14 protein-coding genes are annotated in these 22135 nt (G+C 70.8%); 7 read left to right on the top strand and 7 right to left on the bottom strand.

From position 1 onward, the window contains the following. Positions 1-42 precede the first annotated feature (42 nt). Entirely contained in the window at positions 43-732 is a 690-nt protein-coding gene (locus ACIPC1_RS32520; protein ID WP_402523482.1) for an Rv3235 family protein, read from the bottom strand. Positions 733-1054: 322 nt separating this feature from the next. Here ACIPC1_RS32520 and ACIPC1_RS32515 point away from each other — a divergent pair, with 322 nt between their 5' ends. The 5 genes from ACIPC1_RS32515 (at position 1055) to ACIPC1_RS32495 (ending at position 11031) form a co-directional block, all read left to right on the top strand. After that, positions 1055-1570, top strand: a complete 516-nt coding sequence (locus ACIPC1_RS32515) for a DUF6912 family protein (RefSeq protein WP_402523480.1) — start codon at positions 1055-1057, stop codon at positions 1568-1570. Positions 1571-1647: 77 nt separating this feature from the next. Continuing rightward, entirely contained in the window at positions 1648-2313 is a 666-nt protein-coding gene (locus ACIPC1_RS32510) for an HAD family hydrolase (protein ID WP_384392106.1), read from the top strand. Positions 2314-2603: 290 nt separating this feature from the next. Further along, positions 2604-4910, top strand: a complete 2307-nt coding sequence (locus ACIPC1_RS32505) for a LuxR C-terminal-related transcriptional regulator (RefSeq protein ID WP_402523476.1) — start codon at positions 2604-2606, stop codon at positions 4908-4910. A gap of 929 nt (positions 4911-5839) precedes the next feature. Then, positions 5840-5962: a hypothetical protein gene (locus ACIPC1_RS32500; RefSeq protein WP_402523473.1), complete on the top strand. Its 123-nt coding sequence runs from the start codon at positions 5840-5842 to the stop codon at positions 5960-5962. A 131-nt stretch (positions 5963-6093) separates the two neighbouring features. Beyond that, entirely contained in the window at positions 6094-11031 is a 4938-nt protein-coding gene (locus ACIPC1_RS32495) for an NAD-glutamate dehydrogenase (RefSeq protein WP_402523471.1), read from the top strand. Between the two features lie 95 nt (positions 11032-11126). On the opposite strand, the gene ACIPC1_RS32490 is transcribed toward ACIPC1_RS32495, so the two are convergent. Both ACIPC1_RS32490 and ACIPC1_RS32485 read right to left on the bottom strand, forming a co-directional pair. After that, a complete protein-coding gene (locus tag ACIPC1_RS32490) occupies positions 11127-11954 on the bottom strand; it encodes an ABC transporter ATP-binding protein (RefSeq protein ID WP_402523555.1) in 828 nt (275 codons plus the stop codon). 1 nt (position 11955) lies between these two features. Beyond that, complete coding sequence (locus ACIPC1_RS32485) at positions 11956-12897, bottom strand: ABC transporter permease (RefSeq protein WP_402523469.1); 942 nt, start codon at positions 12895-12897, stop codon at positions 11956-11958. A 168-nt stretch (positions 12898-13065) separates the two neighbouring features. Between ACIPC1_RS32485 and ACIPC1_RS32480 the strand changes: the two genes are divergently transcribed. Next, the gene (locus ACIPC1_RS32480) at positions 13066-13770 is read left to right on the top strand and encodes a TetR/AcrR family transcriptional regulator (RefSeq protein ID WP_402523467.1); all 705 of its coding nucleotides are present in this window, start codon (positions 13066-13068) and stop codon (positions 13768-13770) included. A gap of 104 nt (positions 13771-13874) precedes the next feature. On the opposite strand, the gene ACIPC1_RS32475 is transcribed toward ACIPC1_RS32480, so the two are convergent. From ACIPC1_RS32475 to ACIPC1_RS32465, 3 genes are read right to left on the bottom strand one after another with little or no spacing between them, the layout of a single operon-like run. Then, positions 13875-14564, bottom strand: coding sequence for a class I SAM-dependent methyltransferase (locus tag ACIPC1_RS32475; protein ID WP_402523465.1), 690 nt, complete (start codon positions 14562-14564; stop codon positions 13875-13877). 55 nt (positions 14565-14619) lie between these two features. Then, positions 14620-15546: an ADP-ribosylglycohydrolase family protein gene (locus ACIPC1_RS32470; RefSeq protein ID WP_402523463.1), complete on the bottom strand. Its 927-nt coding sequence runs from the start codon at positions 15544-15546 to the stop codon at positions 14620-14622. Next, on the bottom strand, positions 15543-16184 hold the full coding sequence (locus ACIPC1_RS32465) for a TetR/AcrR family transcriptional regulator (protein WP_402523460.1): 642 nt from the start codon (positions 16182-16184) through the stop codon (positions 15543-15545). Before ACIPC1_RS32465 ends, ACIPC1_RS32470 begins: the two co-directional genes overlap by 4 nt. A gap of 118 nt (positions 16185-16302) precedes the next feature. On the opposite strand from ACIPC1_RS32465, the gene ACIPC1_RS32460 reads away from it, so the two are divergent. Continuing rightward, positions 16303-17226 carry an oxidoreductase gene (locus ACIPC1_RS32460; RefSeq protein WP_402523457.1) on the top strand — a complete coding sequence of 308 codons (924 nt, stop codon included), beginning with the start codon at positions 16303-16305 and terminating at the stop codon, positions 17224-17226. Here the strand turns inward: ACIPC1_RS32460 and ACIPC1_RS32455 are convergent. Next, positions 17204-22114 carry an amino acid adenylation domain-containing protein gene (locus tag ACIPC1_RS32455; protein WP_402523455.1) on the bottom strand — a complete coding sequence of 1637 codons (4911 nt, stop codon included), beginning with the start codon at positions 22112-22114 and terminating at the stop codon, positions 17204-17206. The two genes, ACIPC1_RS32460 and ACIPC1_RS32455, sit on opposite strands and share 23 nt — an antisense overlap. Between the last annotated feature and the right edge of the window lie 21 nt (positions 22115-22135).

Genomic DNA, 22135 nt, shown 5'->3' with positions numbered 1-22135 from the left:
CCGGGCACCTTCGGGTGTCCGGCCCTTTGCGCTGCCCCCGGTTCAGTCGTCGCTCGTGTGCGGCATGCGGGGGCCGCCCAGTTCGACCGCTGTGCAGCGCCAGCGGAGGTCGGGAGCCTGTTCCAGGCGGAAGGCCATGGCGCGGAGCTGTTCGCCGGCGCCGATGCGGGCGAAGGCCTCGATCGCGCCGGGGCGCGGCACGTAGTAGCCGATGTCGCGGACGACCGGGCGGGTGCCGCGGGTACGCAGGAGGCCGCGTTCGGCGAGCCAGGCCAGCTCGTCGTAGGCGCGGCCCGCGGTGTGGCGCAGCATGCAGTGGACGGGGCGCTGGCCGCTCAGGACGGCGAGCAGGAGGTCGGCGAAGAGGTCGGTGGGGCGGGGGCGGGAAGTGGGCCTGTGGGGGGTCTGAGCGGGGACCGGGCGGTGGATGGCCGCAGGGGGCGCGGTGCGGGTCGTGGCTCCGGCCTGCGTCGTGGGCGGGCGACCGGCGGGCGGTGTGGTTCGGCTTCCGGGCGGTGTGGTTCGCGATGCGGGAGATGTGGTGTGCGAGGCGGAAGGTGTGGCTCGGGATGCGCCTCCGCCGGGCGGCGGCGGGCTGCCTCCCGGGGGCGTACGAGGCGTGGTGCCGCCGCCCGGTGCGCGCGGTGAGGTGGTAGCCGGGCGGCGGGAGTCCTGACGGCCCGGCGGGCGGCTGCCCGGGTGGCGCGTCGTCCTGGTCATCACCTTGTTCATCCGTGGTCCCCGCTCGCTGGGCCCGGCTTGATACCGGGCGGTAACTTTTGCGTTGGGGATCTTGTACGAGGCGGGTGCGGGCCTCCGCAAGGACGTGGCGCCCGCGTCGGTGCGGCAGGAATGTTCACTCATCAGAGTGGCCGGGCGGTGCGGGAGCCTTGGCGGAGCCGGGGTGTACCGGGTGAATCCCGAGCCGGAGGTGGACGCTCCGGAGGGTGCGACCGGGGACTCGAAAGGGGACGCCCACACGTATCCTGAAGGCCCTCCCGGGAGGCGCAGGAACGCCCTTCCCGGAGCTCTCCGACTACGAAAGCGGCCAGCCATGCGCGTCTACGTCCCCCTGACCCTCTCCGGTCTCGCCGAGGCGTACAAGACGGGGGAGCTGGGGTCGGGACCGTTCGTCGCCTACGCCGTCACGCCCGCCTTGCGGGAGTGGTATCTCTCGGACGACATCGAGGAGCTCGAGTACGCGGCGCTGAACCGTGCCGCGCTGGCGTCGCTGCGGCTGCTCGCGGTCGATCCGGGGGCCGTGCGGCGCCGGGTGGTTGTCGCGGTCGACGTGGCCGACCGGGACGCGGTCGCCGACCCCGACCGGGGGCTGGAACCCGCGGCGCTCGGTGAGGTGCGCGTTTCCGGGGCAGTGCCCCTGGCCAAGGCGGCTGCCGTGCATGTCGACCTGGCGGACGCGGAGGCGGACATCGTCGCCGCGGTGGAGGCGCTGGGGGCGGCCGATCACGGGGACGACGACGCTCAGTTCATCGTGGACGGGGCCGAGGACCACGAGCTGCTGTGGTTCGCCACGCAGGAGATCCCCAACCTGGTGGGCCTGGGGGACTGAGGCTTCGCTGCTCCGGGCGCCGCCGCCGCGGACGGGCTGTCTGGAGCGTTGTCAGTGGGGGCGGGTACTTTCTTGTCATGGGGAAGTACGGAGCAGCGCACATTGTGTGGGACTGGAACGGGACTCTGTTCCACGACAATGCCGCGATCATCGGGGCGACGAACGCGGCGTTCGCCGAGCTGGGCCTTGAGCCGATCACGCTGGAGCGGTACAGGGCGTTGTACTGCGTTCCGGTGCCGAAGTTCTATGAGCGGCTCATGGGGCGACTGCCGACCGCCGCCGAGTGGCAGATCATGGACGAGACCTTCCATCGGTACTACACGGAGCAGCGGGTGGTGTGCGAGCTCACCGCGGGTGTGCCGACGCTCCTGGCGGAGTGGGGGTCGGCGGGGCACAGCCAGTCGATCCTCAGTATGTACGGGCATGAGGAACTGGTCCCGTTGGTGAGGGAGTTCGGGATCGAGCCGCACTTCGTCCGGGTCGACGGGCGGACCGGGCCCTCCGGCGGCAGCAAGGCCGAGCACATGGTGCGGCACCTGAGCGCGCTCGCCGGTGTGGAGCCGGCCCGCGTGGTGGTGATCGGTGACGCCGCCGACGACGCGATAGCCGCCCGCCATGTGGGGGCGCAGGCGGTCCTCTACACCGGCGGTTCGCATGGCCGCGCCAGCCTGGAGGAGGTGGGCGTGCCCGTGGTGGACAGCCTGGAGGAAGCGGTCGTGGAGGCACAGCGGCTGGCGGCCTGACCGGGGTGGGGCAGCCTGGCCGGCGTGAGGTGGCGGCCCGACTGTGACGTGGCGGTGCTCCCGCAGTCTCACTGGGGCATGGCGATGACCGGTGGCCGGTGCGGGCGGCCGGCCAGGGCTTGGCGCCGGGGTGAGCCGGGCGTGTTCGGCGGGATGTGCAGTGAGGCAGTAGGGACTATGAGGGAGTAGGGACTTGAGGCGAAGACGTTAACGCTCCGCTTCCGGGTGCGTACGCTGTGCGGGGGACCAGGGCCCCGGTGTGAACGGTGGCGCGTGCTGTGGGGGGCGCGATGGGATTCGGGTTCGGCTTCGGGCAGCGGCGGGGTGGTCACCTTCCCGTCGAGCTCACCAGTTTCGTCGGGCGGGCCGAGGAACTCGCTCTGGCGCGGGGCGCGTTGGAGCGGGCGCGGCTCGTCACGCTGGTGGGGCCCGGCGGGGTCGGCAAGAGCCGTACGGCGTTGCGGGTGGCGGCCGGGGTCGGGGAGCGGTTCCCGGACGGGGTGTGGCTGGCCGAGCTGTCGGAGCTGCGTGACCCGGAGCTCTTACCGGCGACACTCGCCGCGGTCCTCGAACTGCCGGAGCAGTCCGGCATGAAGCCGCTCGACGCGGTGGTCGCTCATCTCCAGGGGCGTCGCCTGCTGATCGTCCTCGACACCTGCGAGCACCTGGTCGACGGCTGCGCGATGCTCTCCGACATCCTGCTGCGGGAGGCCGAGGGCGTCAGCGTCCTCGCGACCAGCAGACAGCCCCTGGACGTGCCGGGCGAGCACTGTCTCCAGATCGCGCCGCTGGCCCGTGACGACGCGCTGGAACTGTTCGTGCAGCGGGCGCGGGCGGTGGTGCCGGGGTTCGCCGTGGCGGACGGTGACCAGGGGCAGTTGCGGGCGCTCGTCGACCGGCTCGACGGGATTCCGCTGGCGCTGGAGCTGGCCGCGGTGCGGTTGCGCGCGGTGCCCCTGGCGGAGTTGGTGGCCCGGCTCGACCGTCGGTTCGAGGTGCTCACCGGCGGGCGGCGCACGGCGCTGACACGGCACCAGACCCTGCGTACGGCCATCGGCTGGTCGCATGAGCTGTGCACCCCCGAGGAGCGGACGTTGTGGGCACGGTTGTCCGTCTTCGCGGGTTCCTTCGAGCTGGCGGCGGCGGAGCGGGTGTGTGCGGGCGGCGAGTTGCAGGCGGGCGGGGTCCTTGAGCCCCTGATCGGGCTCTTCGACAAGTCGGTGGTGCAGCGCGTCGGGCAGGACGGCGGGCGTTATCGGCTCCTGGACACCATCCGGGAGTACGGCGCCGACCGGCTGGAGGAGTCGGGTGGCGGGGCGGCCGTGCGGGAGCGGCACTTCGCCTACCTGCGGGATCTGGGGGTCCGCTTTGAGGACGGCTTCTTCACGCCACGCCAGACGGAGTTGCACCACGAGGTGCGCGCCGGGATCGCCGATCTGCGGGCCGCGCTGGAGTACGCGTACGAGAGCGGGGTGCCCGGCAGGGCGGAGGAGGGGCTGCGGCTCGCGGCCAGGCTGTGGCCGCACTGGCGGGCCCGCGGGGCCTTGTCCGAAGGGAGGTACTGGATCGAGAAGGGGCTGGAGCGGGTTCCGGGGGACTGTCCGGCGCGGGCCTGGGGGCTGCTGGTGACCGGCATGTTCGGGGTGTGGAACGCCGATCTGGCGCTCGCGCTGGAGCGGACGCGGCAGGCCGAGGAGGTCGCCGCGCGCGTCGGTGGGGAGACGGAGACGGTGGGGCCGATCGCGCGCGGGTACATCGGCGGGCTGCGGGCCTTGTGCGGGGAGGTGAGTTTCGAGGAGGGGCTGGCCATGGTGGAGGTGGAGCGGCAGCTACTTCTCGTGCGCGACGACCTGTTGGGTATCGCGCTGCACCACTACGAGGGAGCGCTCGTACGGGCCGTACTCGGCGATGTGCCCGGCGCGCTGGAGCTGTGCGAGGTGGGGCTCGCCCGGCTTGAGGAGACCGGCGAGCGGCAGATGCACGCCTCCACGCTCGGGGCGTACGGGCTGATTTCGTGGCTCGCCGGGGACCGGACGGAGAGTCCCGCCCGACTGCGGCAGGCCCTCGAAGAAGTGGCCGGGATCGGTGAGGTGCTGGTGGCGGGGCTGTGCTGCCTCGGGCTCTCCTGGTCGGCGGCGTACGAGAAGCGGTATGTCCGGGCTGCCTGGTTGCTTGGGTACGCGGAGAACGCGCAGCGGTTGCACAGTGCGCCGATCGGGCTGTTGCCCTCGGTGCTGCGGGAGCAGGAGTCGGTGGGCAAGGAGATCAGGGTCGCGCTGGGGGGTCCGCAGTTCGAGCGGTGGCGGGTGGTGGGGGCGCGGTTGAGCGGGCCGGAGGTGTTGGAGGCGGTGCGGGGAGATGTGGATACGCCGGGGGCGGTGCCGGGGCCGCGGGGCGGGGTTCGGCGGGGTGGGGCGGATGCGTTGACCCGGCGCGAGCGGGAGGTCGCTGCGCTGGTGGCGCAGGGGCTCTCCAATCGGGAGATCGCTGAGCGGCTTGTCATCTCCAAGCGGACCGCCGATGCGCATGTCGAGCACATTCTGGCGAAATTGGGGGTGGGGTCTCGGGGGGAGATCCCTGCGGGGCCGGACGCCTAGCGGCGGGCTGGGGGGTGCTGACCCCCGGTGCCTGGGCGCCTGGGGAGGGGGCTTACCGGCGTTGACCAGGTACCCGGCGTGGAGGCTTGGGTCGGGGTGGGTCGCGCGGCCCGGCGCTATGCGGGGTGCCGCTGTGCCCACCCGTGCCGCCCCTAGCGGCACGCATGCCCACAGCTAAGACGGTTGCAGCGGCACGCATGCCCACGGCTGGGACGGGAGCAGTGGCACGCACGCCTACAGCTGGGACGGGAGCAGTGGCACGCATGCCCGCAGCTGGGACGGTTGCAGCGGCACGCATGCCCGCAGCTGGGACGGTAGCGGTAGGTACACCTAGCTGTTGGCCTGATCCCCCTATACGTATACGGATCTTCGTGGGTACCGATGGTGGGGGCATGCAGGGTGGGGGAGGCTCGGGTCGAGCTGTTCGGGGTGAGGAATCCGTAGGGAGCGGTTGGGTGTCGGCAGTGTTGGTTCCCGTCCCCACGGGCCTTGGCTGTCATGGCAGGCGCCCAGCCGTTTCGCCCCGGGCGGTGTCACGGCGGCTGCCCTCGTCGGCGGGGCAGCCGCCGCCCGCTGTCATGGGAACCGGGCTAGGTCCTGTCGTCAGAGTCCCGTCGTCGCCCGGAGGGCAGACGGGAATGTGACGACAGGACCTAGGGCCAACGCGCTCGCCCCGCAGGGAAGTCGCCCGCACTGCACGCCCGCGTCCCTTTCGTCCCTGTGCAGAGTGTCAAAGTTCGACCCCTGCTTTTGTACACATACGGCTCATGACGACTCCCCGGTGGGGAGCGATAGCCTGGGGGCGTGATCAGCGCGATATCTCGCGGGGGCCTTGACGCCCCTGCTCCGCGCCCGGACAGCACGGACGACATCCGTGACCGGGCGGCGGTCGTTGATCTTCGCAGGCGGGTCGGGGAGTCAAGGGCAGCATGGACACCCGGAGCGACATCCAGAGCGCCGAGGGCACCCGGGGCAGCACCTGGGACACCCGAGGCACCGGCGGCGCCGAGAGCAGCGTCACAGTCGCCGCGGGTGCCGAGAATGGCCGATAACCCCCCGCTCATCTCTCCGTGCGACATAGCGTCGGACCAGACCGGACACCCCGCGTCACGGCGCTACGTCGGAGAAGAGACCGTACTTCCTTCTACGTCACGCAATGGCGCGCGACAGGAGCCAGAGGACAATGCAGACCAAGCTGGACGAAGCCAAGGCCGAGCTGCTCGAACGGGCCGCCCGGGTAGCTGAGAACAGCCCGGTCGGGGCGCACCTACCGACTGGGACGACGGACGAGGGCACCCCCGACCGGGACACCGTGCTCGCGTTCCTCCAGCGCTACTACCTGCACACCGCAGCGGAGGACCTGACCGACCGTGACCCGGTCGATGTCTTCGGAGCCGCCTTCTCGCACTACCGACTGGCCGAGAACCGCCCCCAGGGCACGGCCAGCGTCCGGGTCCACACCCCGACCGTCGAGGAGAACGGCTGGACCTCCAGCCACTCCGTCGTCGAGGTCGTGACCGATGACATGCCCTTCCTCGTCGACTCGGTCACCAACGAGCTCTCGCGCCAGGGGCGCGGCATCCACCTCGTCATCCACCCGCAGGTCGTCGTACGGCGTGACCTCACCGGCAGGCTCATCGAGGTCCTGACGACCCGGCCCACCGGCGACCTCCCGCACGACGCCGCCGTCGAGTCCTGGATCCATGTCGAGGTCGACCGCGAGACCGACCGCGCGGATCTGAAGCAGATCACCGCCGATCTGCTGCGCGTGCTCTCCGATGTCCGCGAGACCGTCGAGGACTGGGAGAAGATGCGCGACGCCGCGCTGCGCATCGCGGAGGAGCTGCCCAAGGAGCCGACCGCGGACGACCTGCGTGACCAGGAGGTCGAGGAGGCCCGGGGGCTGCTGCGCTGGCTCGCGGACGACCACTTCACCTTCCTGGGATACCGGGAGTACGAGCTGCGGGACGACGACTCGCTCGCCGCCGTGGCCGGTACCGGTCTCGGCATCCTGCGCTCCGACCCGCACCACGCCGGCGAGGACAGCCACCCGGTCAGCCCGTCCTTCGAGCGGCTGCCCGCGGACGCCCGCGCCAAGGCCCGCGAGCACAAGCTGCTGGTGCTGACCAAGGCCAACAGCCGTTCCACCGTGCACCGGCCGTCGTATCTCGACTACGTCGGTGTGAAGAAGTTCGACGCCGACGGCAATGTGATCGGCGAGCGGCGCTTCCTCGGGCTGTTCTCCTCGGCCGCCTACACCGAGTCCGTACGGCGGGTTCCCGTGGTGCGCCGCAAGGTCGAGGAAGTCCTGCGCGGCGCCGGGTTCTCGCCCAACAGCCATGACGGGCGCGACCTGCTCCAGATCCTGGAGACGTACCCGCGCGACGAGCTGTTCCAGACCCCGGTGGACGAACTGCGGTCCATCGTCACCTCCGTCCTGTACCTCCAGGAGCGGCGCCGGCTGCGGCTGTACCTGCGCCAGGACGAGTACGGGCGCTACTACTCCGCGCTCGTCTACCTCCCGCGCGACCGCTACACCACCGGCGTACGCCTGCGGATCATCGACATCCTCAAGGAAGAACTGAACGGCACCAGCGTCGACTTCACGGCCTGGAACACCGAGTCGATCCTGTCCCGGCTGCACTTCGTGGTCCGGGTCGAGCCGGGCACCGAGCTGCCGCAGCTCTCCGACGCCGACAAGGAGCGCATCGAGGCGCGGCTCGTCGAGGCCGCCCGCTCGTGGGCCGACGGCTTCGGGGAGGCGCTGACCGCCGAGCTGGGCGAGGAGCGCGCCGCCGAGCTGGTGCGCCGGTACGGGGGTGCCTTCCCCGAGGGATACAAGGCCGACCACAACCCGCGCGCCGCCGTCGCCGACCTGGTCCACCTCGAACGGCTGACCAAGGACGACAACAAGGACTTCGCGCTCAGCCTGTACGAGCCGGTCGGCGCGGGACCCGGCGAGCGCCGCTTCAAGATCTACCGCACCGGCGAGCAGGTCTCGCTCTCCGCGGTGCTGCCCGCGATCAACCGCATGGGCGTCGAGGTCACCGACGAACGTCCGTACGAGCTGCGCTGCTCGGACCGTACGACCGCCTGGATCTACGACTTCGGGCTGCGCCTGCCCAAGTCCCTGAACGGCAACGGCGATTCCCTCGGCGACGACGGCCGCGAGCGCTTCCAGCAGGCCTTCGCCGCCACCTGGACCGGCGCGGCCGAGAACGACGGCTTCAACGCGCTGGTGCTGAGCGCCGGCCTCAACTGGCGCCAGGCGATGGTGCTGCGCGCGTACGCCAAGTACCTGCGCCAGGCGGGCTCGACCTTCAGCCAGGACTACATGGAGGACACCCTCCGCAACAACGTCCACACCACCCGGCTGCTGGTCTCGCTCTTCGAGGCGCGGATGTCGCCGGACCGCCAGCGCGCCGGTGTCGAGCTGACCGACGCGCTGATGGAGGAGCTGGACGCCGCGCTCGACCAGGTGGCCAGCCTGGACGAGGACCGCATCCTGCGTTCCTTCCTCACCGTCATCAAGGCGACCCTGCGCACGAACTTCTTCCAGGAGGCGCTGGGCGCGAAGCCCCATGAGTACGTCTCCATGAAGTTCGACCCGCAGGCCATCCCGGACCTTCCGGCGCCGCGTCCGGCGTACGAGATCTGGGTGTACTCGCCGCGCGTCGAGGGCGTCCACCTGCGGTTCGGCAAGGTGGCGCGTGGTGGTCTGCGCTGGTCCGACCGGAAGGAGGACTTCCGGACAGAGATCCTCGGTCTGGTGAAGGCGCAGATGGTGAAGAACACCGTCATCGTGCCCGTCGGCGCCAAGGGTGGATTCGTCGCCAAGCAGCTGCCCGACCCGTCCGTGGACCGCGACGCGTGGCTCGCCGAGGGGATCACGAGCTACAAGACCTTCATCTCCGCGCTGCTCGACATCACCGACAACCTGGTGGCAGGTGAGGTCGTCCCGCCCGCGGACGTCGTACGGCACGACGAGGACGACACCTACCTCGTCGTCGCCGCCGACAAGGGCACCGCGACCTTCTCCGACATCGCCAACGGGGTCGCGGAGAGCTACAACTTCTGGCTCGGCGACGCCTTCGCGTCCGGCGGCTCAGCCGGTTACGACCACAAGAAGATGGGCATCACCGCGCGCGGTGCCTGGGAGTCCGTGAAGCGGCACTTCCGGGAGCTGGGCGTGAACACCCAGACCGAGGACTTCACGGTGGTCGGCGTCGGTGACATGTCCGGTGACGTCTTCGGCAACGGCATGCTGCTCAGCGAGCACATCCGGCTGGTGGCGGCCTTCGACCACCGGCACATCTTCATCGACCCGACGCCGGACGCCGAGACGTCGTACGCCGAGCGCCGCCGGCTCTTCGAGCTGCCGCGCTCCTCGTGGGCCGACTACAACAGCGAGCTGATCTCGTCCGGCGGCGGCATCTTCCCGCGTACCGCCAAGGCCATCCCGGTCAACGCGCACATCCGCGAGGCCCTCGGCATCGAGTCCGGCGTCGCCAAGATGACGCCGGCCGACCTGATGAAGGCGATCCTCAAGTCGCAGGTCGACCTGCTGTGGAACGGCGGCATCGGTACGTATGTGAAGGCGTCCACCGAGACGCACGCGGACGTCGGCGACAAGGCCAACGACGCCATCCGGGTCGACGGCGCCGACCTGCGGGTCAAGGTCGTCGGCGAGGGCGGCAACCTGGGGCTCACCCAGCTCGGCCGGATCGAGTTCGCGCAGCACGGCGGCAAGATCAACACCGATGCCATCGACAACAGCGCGGGCGTGGACACCTCCGACCACGAGGTGAACATCAAGATCCTGCTCAACGCGGTGGTGACGAACGGCGATCTGACCGTCAAACAGCGCAACAAGCTGCTCGCCCAGATGACCGACGAGGTCGGCGACCTGGTCCTGCGCAACAACTACGCACAGAACGTGGCGATCGCCAACGCGCTGGCCCAGTCGCCGGACATGCTCCACGCCCAGCAGCGCTTCCTGCGCCACCTGGTCAGGGAGGGCCACCTCGACCGGGCCCTGGAGTTCCTGCCCACCGACCGGCAGATCCGCGAGCGGCTGGCCGCCGGGCAGGGACTGACCGGTCCGGAGACGGCCGTCCTCCTCGCGTACACGAAGATCACGGTCTCCGACGCGCTGCTCGCCACCTCGCTGCCCGACGACCCCTACCTCCAGCGCCTGTTGCACGCGTACTTCCCGACCGCGTTGCGCGAGAAGTTCCGCGAGCAGATCGACGGGCACGCGCTGCGTCGCGAGATCGTGACGACCGTCCTGGTCAACGACACGGTCAACACGGGCGGTACGAGCTTCCTGCACCGCCTGCGCGAGGAGACGGGCGCCTCCCTCGAGGAGATCGTCCGGGCGCAGACCGCGGCCCGCGCGATCTTCGAGTCGAGCCAGGTGTGGGACGCGGTGGAGGCGCTCGACAATGTCGTCGCCGCCGACGTCCAGACCCGGATCCGCCTCCACTCCCGCCGTCTCGTCGAGCGCGGCACGCGCTGGCTGCTCAACAACCGGCCCCAGCCGCTCCAGCTCGCCGAGACGATCAGCTTCTTCAGTGACGGGGTCGAGCAGGTCTGGTCCCAGCTGCCCAAGCTGCTGCGTGGCGCGGACTCGGAGTGGTACCAGCGGATCCACGACGAGCTGACGGGCGCCGGCGTCCCGGACGAACTCGCCACCCGCGTGGCCGGGTTCTCCTCCGCCTTCCCGACGCTGGACATCGTCGCGGTGGCCGACCGCACCAGCAAGGACCCGATGGCCGTCGCCGAGGTCTACTACGACCTCGGCGACCGCCTCGGCATCACCCAGCTCATGGACCGGATCATCGAGCTCCCGCGCGCCGACCGCTGGCAGTCCATGGCCCGCGCCTCCATCCGCGAGGACCTGTACGCGGCCCACGCGGCGCTCGTCGCCGACGTCCTCTCCGTCGGCAACGGCACCTCCACTCCCGAGCAGCGCTTCAAGGCCTGGGAGGAGAAGAACGCGGCGATCCTCGGCCGCGCCCGCACGACCCTGGAGGAGATCCGCAGCTCGGACGCGTTCGACCTGGCGAATCTGTCGGTGGCCATGCGGACGATGCGGACGCTGCTGCGCACGCATTCGTAGCCGACGTACGCCTTCTGCTTTCAGGCGGTACGCCGAAGGGGGCGCCCCCCAGCCATCACGGCTGGGGGGCGCCCCCCTTCTGTCGGTGCCGGGTTCTACTTCCCCGTGAACTTCTCGTACTCCTTGAGGACTTCCTCCGTCGGGCCGTCCAGGCGCAGCTCGCCGCGCTCCAGCCACAGCACCCGGTCGCAGGTGTCCCGGATCGACTTGTTGTTGTGGCTGACCAGGAAGACGGTGCCCGCGGTCTTGCGCAGCTCGCGGATACGGGCCTCGGAGCGCTTCTGGAAGGAGCGGTCGCCGGTCGCGAGGGCCTCGTCGATCATCAGGACGTCGTGGTCCTTGGCGGCGGCGATGGAGAACCGCAGACGGGCCGACATGCCGGAGGAGTACGTCCGCATCGGCAGCGTGATGAAGTCGCCCTTTTCGTTGATGCCCGAGAAGTCGACGATCTCCTGGTAGCGCTCGCGCACCTGCTCCCTGGACATGCCCATCGCGAGGCCGCCGAGGTAGACGTTGCGCTCGCCGGTCAGGTCGCCCATCAGGGCCGCGTTGACGCCGAGGAGCGAGGGCTGGCCGTCGGTGTAGATCCTGCCGTTCTCCACGGGGAGGAGACCCGCGCACGCCTTGAGCAGCGTGGACTTGCCCGAGCCGTTGGTGCCGATGAGGCCGATGGCCTCGCCGCGGTACGCCGTGAAGGAGACGTTCTTCACAGCGTGCACCTTGCGGACACCGGAGGCCTTCTCGGTCTTGCCGCGGTGCAGGATGCGGTTGAGCGCGGCGGTGGCGGAACCGCGGCCGCCGCCGGTGCCGTTGACGCGGTAGACGATGTCGACCTGGTCGACGATGACCGTGGGGATCAGCTCGCCGGGAGTGTCGACGGGGGTGTCGACGGCGGTGGTCTCGGGGTTGCTCTTCGTGATGATGTCAGCCACGGCCGTACGTCTCCTCAGCCTTCCAGAAGTACAGGAACCCGCCCACGCCGGCGAGCAGTGCCCAGCCCGTCGCGACCGCCCACACGTGCGGCGGCAACTGGCTGGCGTGGAAGCTGTCGATCAGCGAGAACCGCATCAGGTCGATGTACACGGCGGCGGGGTTGGACTGCAGCGCCACCAGGACCCAGCCGGGCAGGTCCTGGTTCTTCAGCATGTGCTCGATGCTCCACATGACGCCCGAGGTGTACATCCAGGTGCGCAGCAGGAACGGCATGAGCTGGGAGATGTCGGGGAACTTCGCGCCCATCCGGGCCATGATCATCGCCACGCCCGCGTTGAAGACGAACTGGAGCGTGAGCGCGGGGATGACGAGCAGCCAGGACATGCTGACCGGCACCCCGAAGGCGAGCAGGATCATGACCAGCGCGCACATCGAGAACAGCAACTGCTGGAGCTGCTGGAGGCAGTACGACACCGGCAGCGCGGCCCGCGGGAAGTGCAGGGCGCGTACGAGCCCGAGGCTGCCGGAGATGGCCCGCGTCCCCGCCATGATCGAGCTCTGCGTGAAGGTCCACACGAAGACGCCGGTGACCAGGAACGGGATGTAGTCGGGGATCCCCTTACTGGTGCCCATCAGGATGCCGAAGATGAAGTAGTAGACCGCCGCGTTCAGCAGCGGGGTCGCCACCTGCCAGATCTGGCCGAGCTTCGCCTGGCTGTACTGGGCGGTGAGCCTGGCGGTGGCGAAGGCGGTGATGAAGTGGCGCCGCGCCCAGAGCTGGCGGATGTACTCGGGCAGGGAGGGGCGTGCGCCGCTGACAGTGAGGCCGTACCGGGCGGCGAGCGCCTCGGCGCTCTCCGCGGCGGGCCGGCCGGCTGTCTTGTCGGCGGGGGAGGCCGACACGGGGGGCGGTGTGTCGAGGACCTGGCTCACATCCGCTGCTTTCGCTCGGGGGGTGGGGGGCGAAGCGGTCCGGTTCGTCCTTGACCTGGCTCTTACGTCGTCTTTGCCGTCTTCTTACGTCGGAACGGGACCGTATCGTCGCATCGCGAGCCTAGGCCTATTCCACGTCGGAACGCAACCGTTTCGTCGTCACGCCCTATGCTGGAACGCATGACGACGAACGCCGATGCCACCGGGACCGTGACCGGCGCCGCGACCCGGGCCGGGACCGCGACCGGGGCGGGGAGCGGTCCTGTTTCCGGGAAGGCCCCGCGCCGCCGGGCCCCCGCGGGCGCGGCCGTCCTCCGGGAGGATGTGACCGAAGCCATCCGCGCCGCCGTCTTCGAGGAGCTCGCGGCCGTCGGCTACGCCCGGATGTCCATCGAGGGCATCGCCCGTCGCGCGGGTGTCGGCAAGACGGCGGTGTACCGGCGCTGGCGCTCGAAACTCCACCTCGTCCTCGACCTGGTCTCGGCCATCGCGGTCCAGGGCCTGCCCGCGCCGGACACCGGCTCCCTGGAGGGCGACCTGCGGCTGCTGTACGAGGTCACGTCACGTGCCTTGCGCCACCCCGTGGCCGGCCAGATCATCCCCGACCTCCAGGCCGAGGCGGCCCGCAACCCCGAGATCGCCGACGCCATGCAGAAGGCCCTGCGCGAGGGCCAGCAGGGCGTCACCGACGGGATCGTCGCGGCGGCGGCCGCGCGGGGAGAGGTCCGCGAGGGAATCAGCCTCGACCTCGCGCTCGACCTGATGTCCGGGCCGCTGTACTGGCGGGCGGTGGTGGTACGCAGCCCCAAGCTGCCCAAGGGTTATCTGGCGAGCCTGGCCCGGGCCACGGCGGCGGCGCTCAAGGCGTTGTGAGGGCCGGCTCCGGAGTTGGCGCCGGTGTCGGGCTTGGTGGGGGCACCGGTGTCGGGTTTGGTGTTGGCGCCGGGCCTGCGTTGGAGTCCTGCCGTGCCGCCGCTCTAGGCCTTGACGGCCAGGAACCCGAACAGGTCCGGGATCCCGCCGGGACCGGCCTCCACGGTGCGTACCAGTCGTAGGCCGGCCGCCGTGGTGGCATTGAGCAGGTCCGCGAGCGGGAGGTGCCAGGCGCCGACCCGGGCGCGGACCCCCGCCGGGTTCCACGCGTCATAGCTGCGGGAGCGGTCTTCGTACCGTTCGTCGACGATGACCCTCGGCCGTTCGCTCCAGTCGGCGAACGCGCCGATGTAGCAGGGGTGCACGCCCAGGTGCGCGAACCGGCCGCCGGGTCGCAGGACGCGCGCGACCTCGCGCAGAACAGCCGCGTAGTCGGGTACGTCCGTGTGCGCCAGGACGCAGGCGGCGGCGGGCAAGGAGGCGTCCGCGAACGGAAGCGCCGTCGCGTCCGCCCTGACCACGGGCAACCGCCTCACCGCGTGCCGGAGTTGACCGCCCGACAGGTCCACACCCACGGGCGTCCACCCCAGCCCGGCCAGCGCGGGCGCGTGGGCACCCGTTCCGCAGCAGACGTCCAGGCAGGTCCCCTCGCCGGGTCCCAGCAGATCCTCAAGTGCGCCGTGCACCCGCCGAATGTACTCACCGGGCCCGGCGGCCGACATGAACTCGTTGTACCAGTCGGCGTGTTCGTCGTACGTCGCCCTCGCGGTCCCACCTGCCGTGTCTGCTCCCATACCGCCGATGCTAGGGACGGCGGACGGGAGCGCGGGGCGCTGTTCGCTCAGGGCTTCAGCACGCCAACTCGCCTGCCAGGAGGGTGAGTTCCGCCGTCCGTAGTATCCGTCCGCCGGAGCTCGGCAGAGGTACGTGCAGGGGCTCGGTCCAGCGGGCCGGAATGGCATCCGCCCCGTGTACGGCTCCTGCCAGGGCGCCCGTCACCGCCGCGACGGTGTCCGTGTCACCGCCGAGGTCGATCGCGGCGCGCACGGCATCCTCGTACGACCCTGTCGTCCGCAGGGCCCACACGGCGGAGCCGAGGCAGGGCCACACCGCGCCGTTGAACTCGGTTGCCTGGTCGGGATGCCAGTCGGGGGCGAGGACGGTGGCATAGCGGAGCCGGTGGTCCGGGTGGGTGGCGGTGAGGGTTTCCGGGATCGCGGTGAGGGGGTCGTGGCCCTCCAGTGCGACCCGGATCAACTCGTGGAGGATCGCGGTGCCTTCCCAGGCCGCCCGGTCGCCGTGGGTGAGGGCGGCGATGCGGCGGGCGGCGGTCATGGTGGCCGTACGGCCGTGCGGGGCGAAGTACACGGCGGAGGTGGCCGCCCGCATCAAGGAGCCGTTCCCCGCCGCTCGTTGGTTGATCTGGAAGTGGATCGCGGCGGCCAGGTCCCAGGCGTCTCCGCTCGTCAGGACCGCCTCCGTCTGTAGGCCGATGTCCTTGGGGTCGGCTGCCGCCCATCGCCGGAACCTGCTGAAGATGTCCGGGAGTTCGAGGCCGGCGTGGTCGATGAGCGACTCGCCGACCAGGACCGCCATCTGCGTGTCGTCGGTGGCCTCGCCCGGGTCCCAGCCACCGCCTCCGCACATCTCCCCGCCGTGACCGGGGGTGGGGAAGCGTTCCGTGAACGCGCCTTCGGGACCGAACTCGAAGGGGGCGCCGAGGGCGTCGCCCACTGCGGAACCGAGGATCGCGCCGATGGCGCGGGCGGTGGTCACTGAGGGAGCGTACGGGGGTGTTCGTCCGGCTGGGGGGCGTCCGGGGCGCAGCCTCTGAGGGTGTAGGCGATGACGTTCTCCAGGTCCGAGTCCGTCGACTCGGTGGAGAGGGTGCCGCTCACGGCGAGGCTGGCGAAGCCGTGGAGGGTGGTGAAGAGGGGAACGGCGACGGTGTCGACGGGGCCGGTGCGGACCTCGCCGCGGCGCTGGCCCTCCTCGATGAGCCGAATGGCCAGGACGGACATGTTCTGCGAGGCCTCGACGAGGGTCTCGGAGGCCTCCGGGTCGTGCTTGATCGAGAACATCAGGTCGAGGAGTTCCGCGTTGGCGGTGGCGAAGCCGACGTAGGCGCGGGCCAGGGCGCCGAGGCGGTCGGCGAAGGTCTCGTCCGCCGTCGCCTGTGACGCGGCCAGCGCCTCGCCCATGCGCGCGAAACCGACCTGGGCCAGCGCGTCCAGCAGCGCCTGCTTGTCCTTGAAGTGACGGCTCGGTGCGGCGTGGCTGACGCCCAGGTCGCGGGCCAGTTCGCGCAGGGACAGGGCGCCCGGGCCCTTCTCCCTGAGCGTCTCCTCGGCGCGGGTCAGCAGCGCGGCGCGCAGGTCTCCGTGGTGGTAGCGGCGTGTCTGGCGAGTCTGCATGGCCCTCAGTGTAAGGGCCATGTGACTGCTGGCTACATTGTTGTCGGCATCAACTTTGTTGGCATCGACACCATTGTTGGCATTGACAGCATTGTTGACGACGCCTACATTCATCGGCATGGCTACCAAGCAGAAGTGGAACGCAAGCGATCTCGTCGACCAGACCGGCCGTACCGCCGTCGTGACCGGCGCCAACAGCGGGCTGGGTATCGCCACCGTCGACGCCCTGGCCCGGGCGGGCGCACACGTCGTGCTCGCCGTACGGGACCCGAAGCGCGGCGAGGCAGCCGCCCGTACCGTCCAGGGCGCCAGGGGCACCGTCGAGGTGCGCCGCCTCGACCTCGCGGACCTCGCCTCCGTGCGGGAGTTCGCCGAGTCGTGGCACGGAGACCTGGACCTGCTGATCAACAACGCCGGCGTGATGAACATCCCCGAGGCCAGCACCAAGGACGGCTTCGAGATGCAGTTCGGGACGAACCATCTGGGGCACTTCGCCCTGACGAACCTGCTGCTGCCGTATGTCACCGACCGCGTGGTCACCGTGGCGTCCGGGGCCCACAAGATCCCCCGCAGCACTCACATGCACTTCGACAACCTGAATCTGACCGGCGAGTACTCACCCATGGCCGCCTACAGCCAGTCCAAGCTCGCCAACCTGCTGTTCACCCTGGAGCTCCAGAGCCGGCTGGCCGCCGAGGGATCGTCCGTACGGGCCCTCGCCGCACACCCCGGCTGGGCCGCCACCAGCCTCCAGAGTCACGACGCGAGCGTCGCACGGCGCGCCTTCATGGCGGTGGGCAACCGGTTCATCGCCCAGGACAACGCGGCCGGCGCCCTGCCCACGCTGTACGCCGCCACCCAGGATCTGCCCGGCGCCAGCTACGTCGGACCGGACGGGTTCGCCGAGATGCGCGGCGGCCCGGCCCTCGTCGGCCGGTCGGCCGCGGCCAGCGACCCCGAGTCCGCCGTCCGCCTGTGGACGGCCTCCGAGGAACTGACCGGCGTCACCTTTCCCCAGCTCACCCGGGCAGTGAGCGTCTAGGACCTGTGCGACGAATGTCTTTTGGTGGCTGTTCCGAAGCGAGGTCGAGTCGGCGGGCGAGCCCGGCGACGGTCGGGTTCTCGAACAGTGCGCGCACCGGAAGCTCGACGTCCAGCACGGCTCGTATCCGGCCGGTCAGCCGCAGGGAGAGCAGCGAATGCCCGCCCAGCGCGAAGAAGTCGTCGTCGGCACCGACGGAGGGTACGTCGAGTATCTCGGCGAACAGCTTGGACAGGACCGCCTCCGAGCCTGCCGAGGCCACCCGGCCGGTACGTGGGGCGGGCAAGGACGGGAGGGCGGGCGCCGTGGTCTGTGGCAGGGCGTGATCTGGTATCGGCGAATCCGGTGTGGACTCCAGCTCCGAAACCACTTGGTGCAGGGCTTCGACCAGCGCGGTGCACACCCAGTCGGTGCCGATCGACGGCAGCGCCTGGGCGACGAGCAGGAAGCCGTCCGCGGAGTCGTCGACCGACAGGAAAACCGGGTAGTTCGTCCGCTCCTCGCCCGCCAGGAGCGTGATGCCCGGCACTATCTCCGTCACCCCCGGTTCCAGCACGACGGACGTGGCGTGCCGGTAGTTGAGGACCGTCGTGAACAGCGGCAGGCCGGCGTCCACCGCACCGCAGCGCTGCGCCCGTGCCAGCGAGGCGTGTTCGTGGCGCATGAGCTCGGCCAGGAGCCGGTGTGTGCTGCGCACGCACACAGCGACGTCCTGCGCGCCCGCCCCCACACGGACCGGCAGCGTGTTGACGAAGGCGCCGATCCCTCGCTGCGCGTCCGCGCCGCCTCGCCCGAACAGCACCGTTCCGAACACCGCGTCGTCCTGGCCGGTGGTGCGTGCCAGCGCCCGTCCCCAGGCGACGTGGAACAGCGTCGCCGGTGAAACCCCCGCTCCTCGCGCCGTCCGCCGTACGCGCGCGGCCAGTTCCGTGTCGAGCCATGTCCGTGCCTCGTCGACGCCGAGGCCGTTCCCCTGCACGTCGAGAACGCCGAACGGCGCCGTTGGCTCGGTCACCCCGTCCAGCATCCGCCGGAAGAAGCGGTCGTGCTCCGCCTCCTGCGCGTCGAGGACCGACCGGGCGACCACCGTGCGGTACGGCACGGGGTCCGGCAGCCGTCCGCCGGTACCCGCCATGTGCGCGCCGATCTCGGCGAGCAGAAACTGCAGCGACGTGTTGTCGTCCACCAGGTGGTGCAGCAGCAGCGAGACGAGCCAGCGCCCGTGTTCCGCGTCGAACATGGTGTCGAACATGGTGGAGACCCGCAGCAGCGGTGCCGCTTCGAGATCCATCCGGTACCGGCGCGCGTCGACCGCACTCACCAGGTCCGCGGCCGAGCCCGGCCCGAGCCACCGGACCGGCAGCTCCGCGCGTCGCCGCACCACCTGGACCGGCAGCGGAAGTCCTCGCCACACCACCGCGGTCCGTAGGACGTCGTGACGCTCGACGGACTTGTGCAGTCCGTCGAGGAACGCGTCGAGCCTCTCCCGTGAGTCGACGGCCAGCAGCCCGGAGATCACGTACGGGTCGCCCTCCTGCGCCAGGGCATGGTGGAAGAGCATGCCCTCCTGGAGGGAGGTCAGCGGATAGATGTCCTGCACGCCCGCCGCCCCCTCCGGGACGGTGGCCAGCACCCGGTCGATCTCCCCCTGGGTCAGCTCGACCAACGGCAGCATGTCCGGGGTGATCGCCTCGGTCCCGGGCGTCACCAGGTTCGGCGGTACCTCTGGCTCGGCGCTCGGCACGCCGAGCGCCAGGGCGAGGCCGGCCGCGGTCGGTGCCGAGAACACGGCGCGGACGTCCAGCCGTATCCCCTGGGCGCGCAGGGCCTCCACCAGCTGCACCACCAGCAGGGAATGGCCGCCCAGCTCGAAGAAGTTGTCGTCGACACCCACCCGGCCGACGCCGAGAACCTGCGCGAACGCCGTGCACAGCAGTTCCTCGTCCGGCGTGGACGCCTCCCGGCGCGCGTCCTCGCGGGCTGCCGCGTAATCGGGAGCGGGCAGCGCCGCCCGGTCGAGCTTTCCGTTGACCGTGAGAGGGAGGGCGGGCAGCTCGACGAAGGCGGCGGGCACCATGTGCGCGGGCAACGCCGCCGCCACCCACGCCCGCAGCTCACCGGTGTCGAGACCGCCGGCCGACGTCAGGTAGCCGACGAGACGCCGGTCGCCGGGGGAGTCCTCACGTACCACGACGGCGGCCTCGCCGACCCCGGGATGGGCGGCCAGCCGCGCCTCCACCTCGCCCGGCTCGATACGGAAACCCCGCACCTTGACCTGCGAGTCGGAGCGCCCGAGGTACTCAAGACGCCCCTCACGGTCCCACCGGACGACATCCCCGGTCCGGTACATACGCCTGCCCGGTTCCCCGAACGGACAGGCGACGAACCGCTCCGCCGTCAGGTCGGGGCGCCCCAGGTAACCGCGCGCGAGCTGGGCACCCGCCAGATGGAGGTCGCCCGCCACGCCCACCGGCACCGGACGCAGCCGCGTGTCCAGCACGTACGCCTCCAGACCCGGCAACGGCGGACCGATGACGCTCGACGCCCGCGCCGAGCCGGACTCCACAGGCAGCTCCTGGCAGCTAGCGTGGACCGTCGTCTCGGTGATCCCGTACATGTTCACCAGGCTGGGCGACTGCGTGCCGTGCCGTGCGAACCACCCCTCAAGACGCGCATGGTCCAGTGCCTCGCCGCCGAGGACCACCGTGCGCAGCGCCAGTCGCGCGGACAGCTGCGGTGCCTGTTCGTCGGCGCGCACCAGCTGGTAGAAGGCGGAGGGGGTCTGGTTCAGCACCGTGACCCGCTCACGCACCAGCAACGCGAGGAACTGCGCCGGCGAACGCGAGACCGAGAACGGCACGACGACGAGCCGGCCGCCGTGCAGCAGCGCCCCCCACAACTCCCACACGGAGAAGTCGAAGGCGAACGAGTGGAACAGCGTCCACACGTCATCCGGGCCGAACCCGAAGCGCTCACGAGTCGCCGCGAACAGACTCACGACGCTGCCGTGCTCCACGGCGACCCCCTTCGGCCGCCCGGTAGAACCGGACGTGAAGATCACGTAGGCCGGCTGCCGCGCGTCCACGCCCGGCGTGAGGTTCGCCCCGCTCAGCCCCGCCAGCCGCTCTGCCGTCCCCGGATCGTCCGACACCACGACGGGCACCCCGCCCGATATCGCACCGGCGGACGCGGTATCGGTCACCGCCAGCAGGGGCGTGGAGTCCTCCAGCAAGGAGGCGATGCGCTCTTGCGGATAGCCGGGATCGACCGGGACGTAGGCCGCGCCGACCTTCAGCGTCGCCAGGATCGCCACCACCAGCCCGGTGGAACGCTCCAGCACCACGGCCACGCGCGTGTCCGGCCCTGCGCCCCGGGACCGCAGCAGGCGCGCGAGCCGGTTGGCCCGCGCGTTCAGCTCTCCGTACGACAGCGACTCCGCGCCGTGCGTCAGGGCCGTCGCTCCCGGAGCGCGTAAAACCTGCGCCTCGAACAGCTCCGGCAGCGCCGCCCCGGACACCGTCGGCGCCGGGCTGCTGCCCAGGGCCAGGACGTGCTCGCGTTCGGTGGCGTCGAGCAACTCGGCGTCGCCCACCGTCGCGTCGGCCCCGGACCGGACCGCCCAGTCGAGCACGCGCCGAAACCTGTCGGCGTGCTCACCGACGTCGTGCGCGTCGTACCGGTCGGCGGCGGCGTCGACGACGATCTCCATGCCGTCACCGCCTCGCCTGTCGTACACGGCGAGCGACACGTCTTCCACCGGCCCGTTCGACAGGTTCCGGCCGCTGACCGCACACCCGCCGAAGGACGTCGTCGAGTGGTCGAACGACATCACGTTCACGCGGAAGTCGGCGAGGCCGCCCCGCTCGACGAGCCTCAGGTCGCGGAGCATGTCCTCATAGCGGTACCGCTGGTGCCGCAGCCCGCGTCGCACCGACGCTGTGACCTCCCGCACCACCTCGCCCAGCAACATCCCGGCCTGCACGCGGCAGCGAACGGGAAGGACGTTCGAGGTCATGCCGGGTATCCGGAGCCGCCGGGACCCCGAGCGACCGAGCACAGGGATGCCCACAAGAAAGTCCTCCGCCCCCGTGACGCGGTGCGCGTACACCGCCGAGGCGGCGATGACCAGGCCGGACAGACTCGTCCTCAGCCGCCGGGCCGCCTCGCGCAGCGCCTCCGTCCCGGCCGGACCGATCTGGTGTGTCGCACGCACCGTTGCCCGCGACCAGGCACCCGTGGTGCCGCGTCCCCCGAAATCGAGCGGCGCGGGCGGCTGCGCGAGCGTCTCCCTCCAGTACGCCTCGTCCGCGGCGCGGTCCGCCGACGCACGGTAGGCCGCTTCGTCCTCGAACAGGACGGAAACCGGCGCCAACCGCCCCTCGTCCGGATCGCCGCCGGCCGTCAACGCGTCGTAGACCTGTGCGACGCGGGCCAGGATGACCGAGCCGCTGAACCCGTCGACGGCGATGTGGTGGCACCGCTGGTAGCAGAAATAGTGGTCGTCCCCGGCTGTGAGGAGCGCCGTGGTGAACAGCGGGCCCTCCTGGAGATCCGTGGGGCAGCCCATGTCTGCCCGCATCCACTCCTCCGCCGCCGCACGTGGGTCGGCCTCGGCGCTGACGTCGACCCGGCGCAGTGTCCAGTCGTCGCGGTCCCCCACGACCTGCCACAGGTCCGCGCCGTCACCACCGAACCGCAGATGGAACGCGTCGACCTCGCGCAGCGCCCTCCGCAGTGCTTCCTCGAACGCCGTGGGATCCAACGGGCCCCGGAACTCGAAGTACTCGCCGATGTTGTAGCGAGGGTCGTCGGGGGCGAGCTGTTGGGCGTGCCAGATTCCCAGCTGCCCGGCCATCAAATCCGACCGGGTCTCCCCGCGCTCCGTCATGAGCATGTCCCTCAAGGTGCG

The sequence above is a fragment of the Streptomyces sp. NPDC087263 genome, assembly GCF_044744645.1.
In the GTDB taxonomy this organism is placed as follows: Bacteria; Actinomycetota; Actinomycetes; order Streptomycetales; family Streptomycetaceae; genus Streptomyces.
The sequence above is the reverse complement of the archived record's forward strand: the minus strand, read 5'-3'. Positions and strand labels throughout refer to the sequence as shown.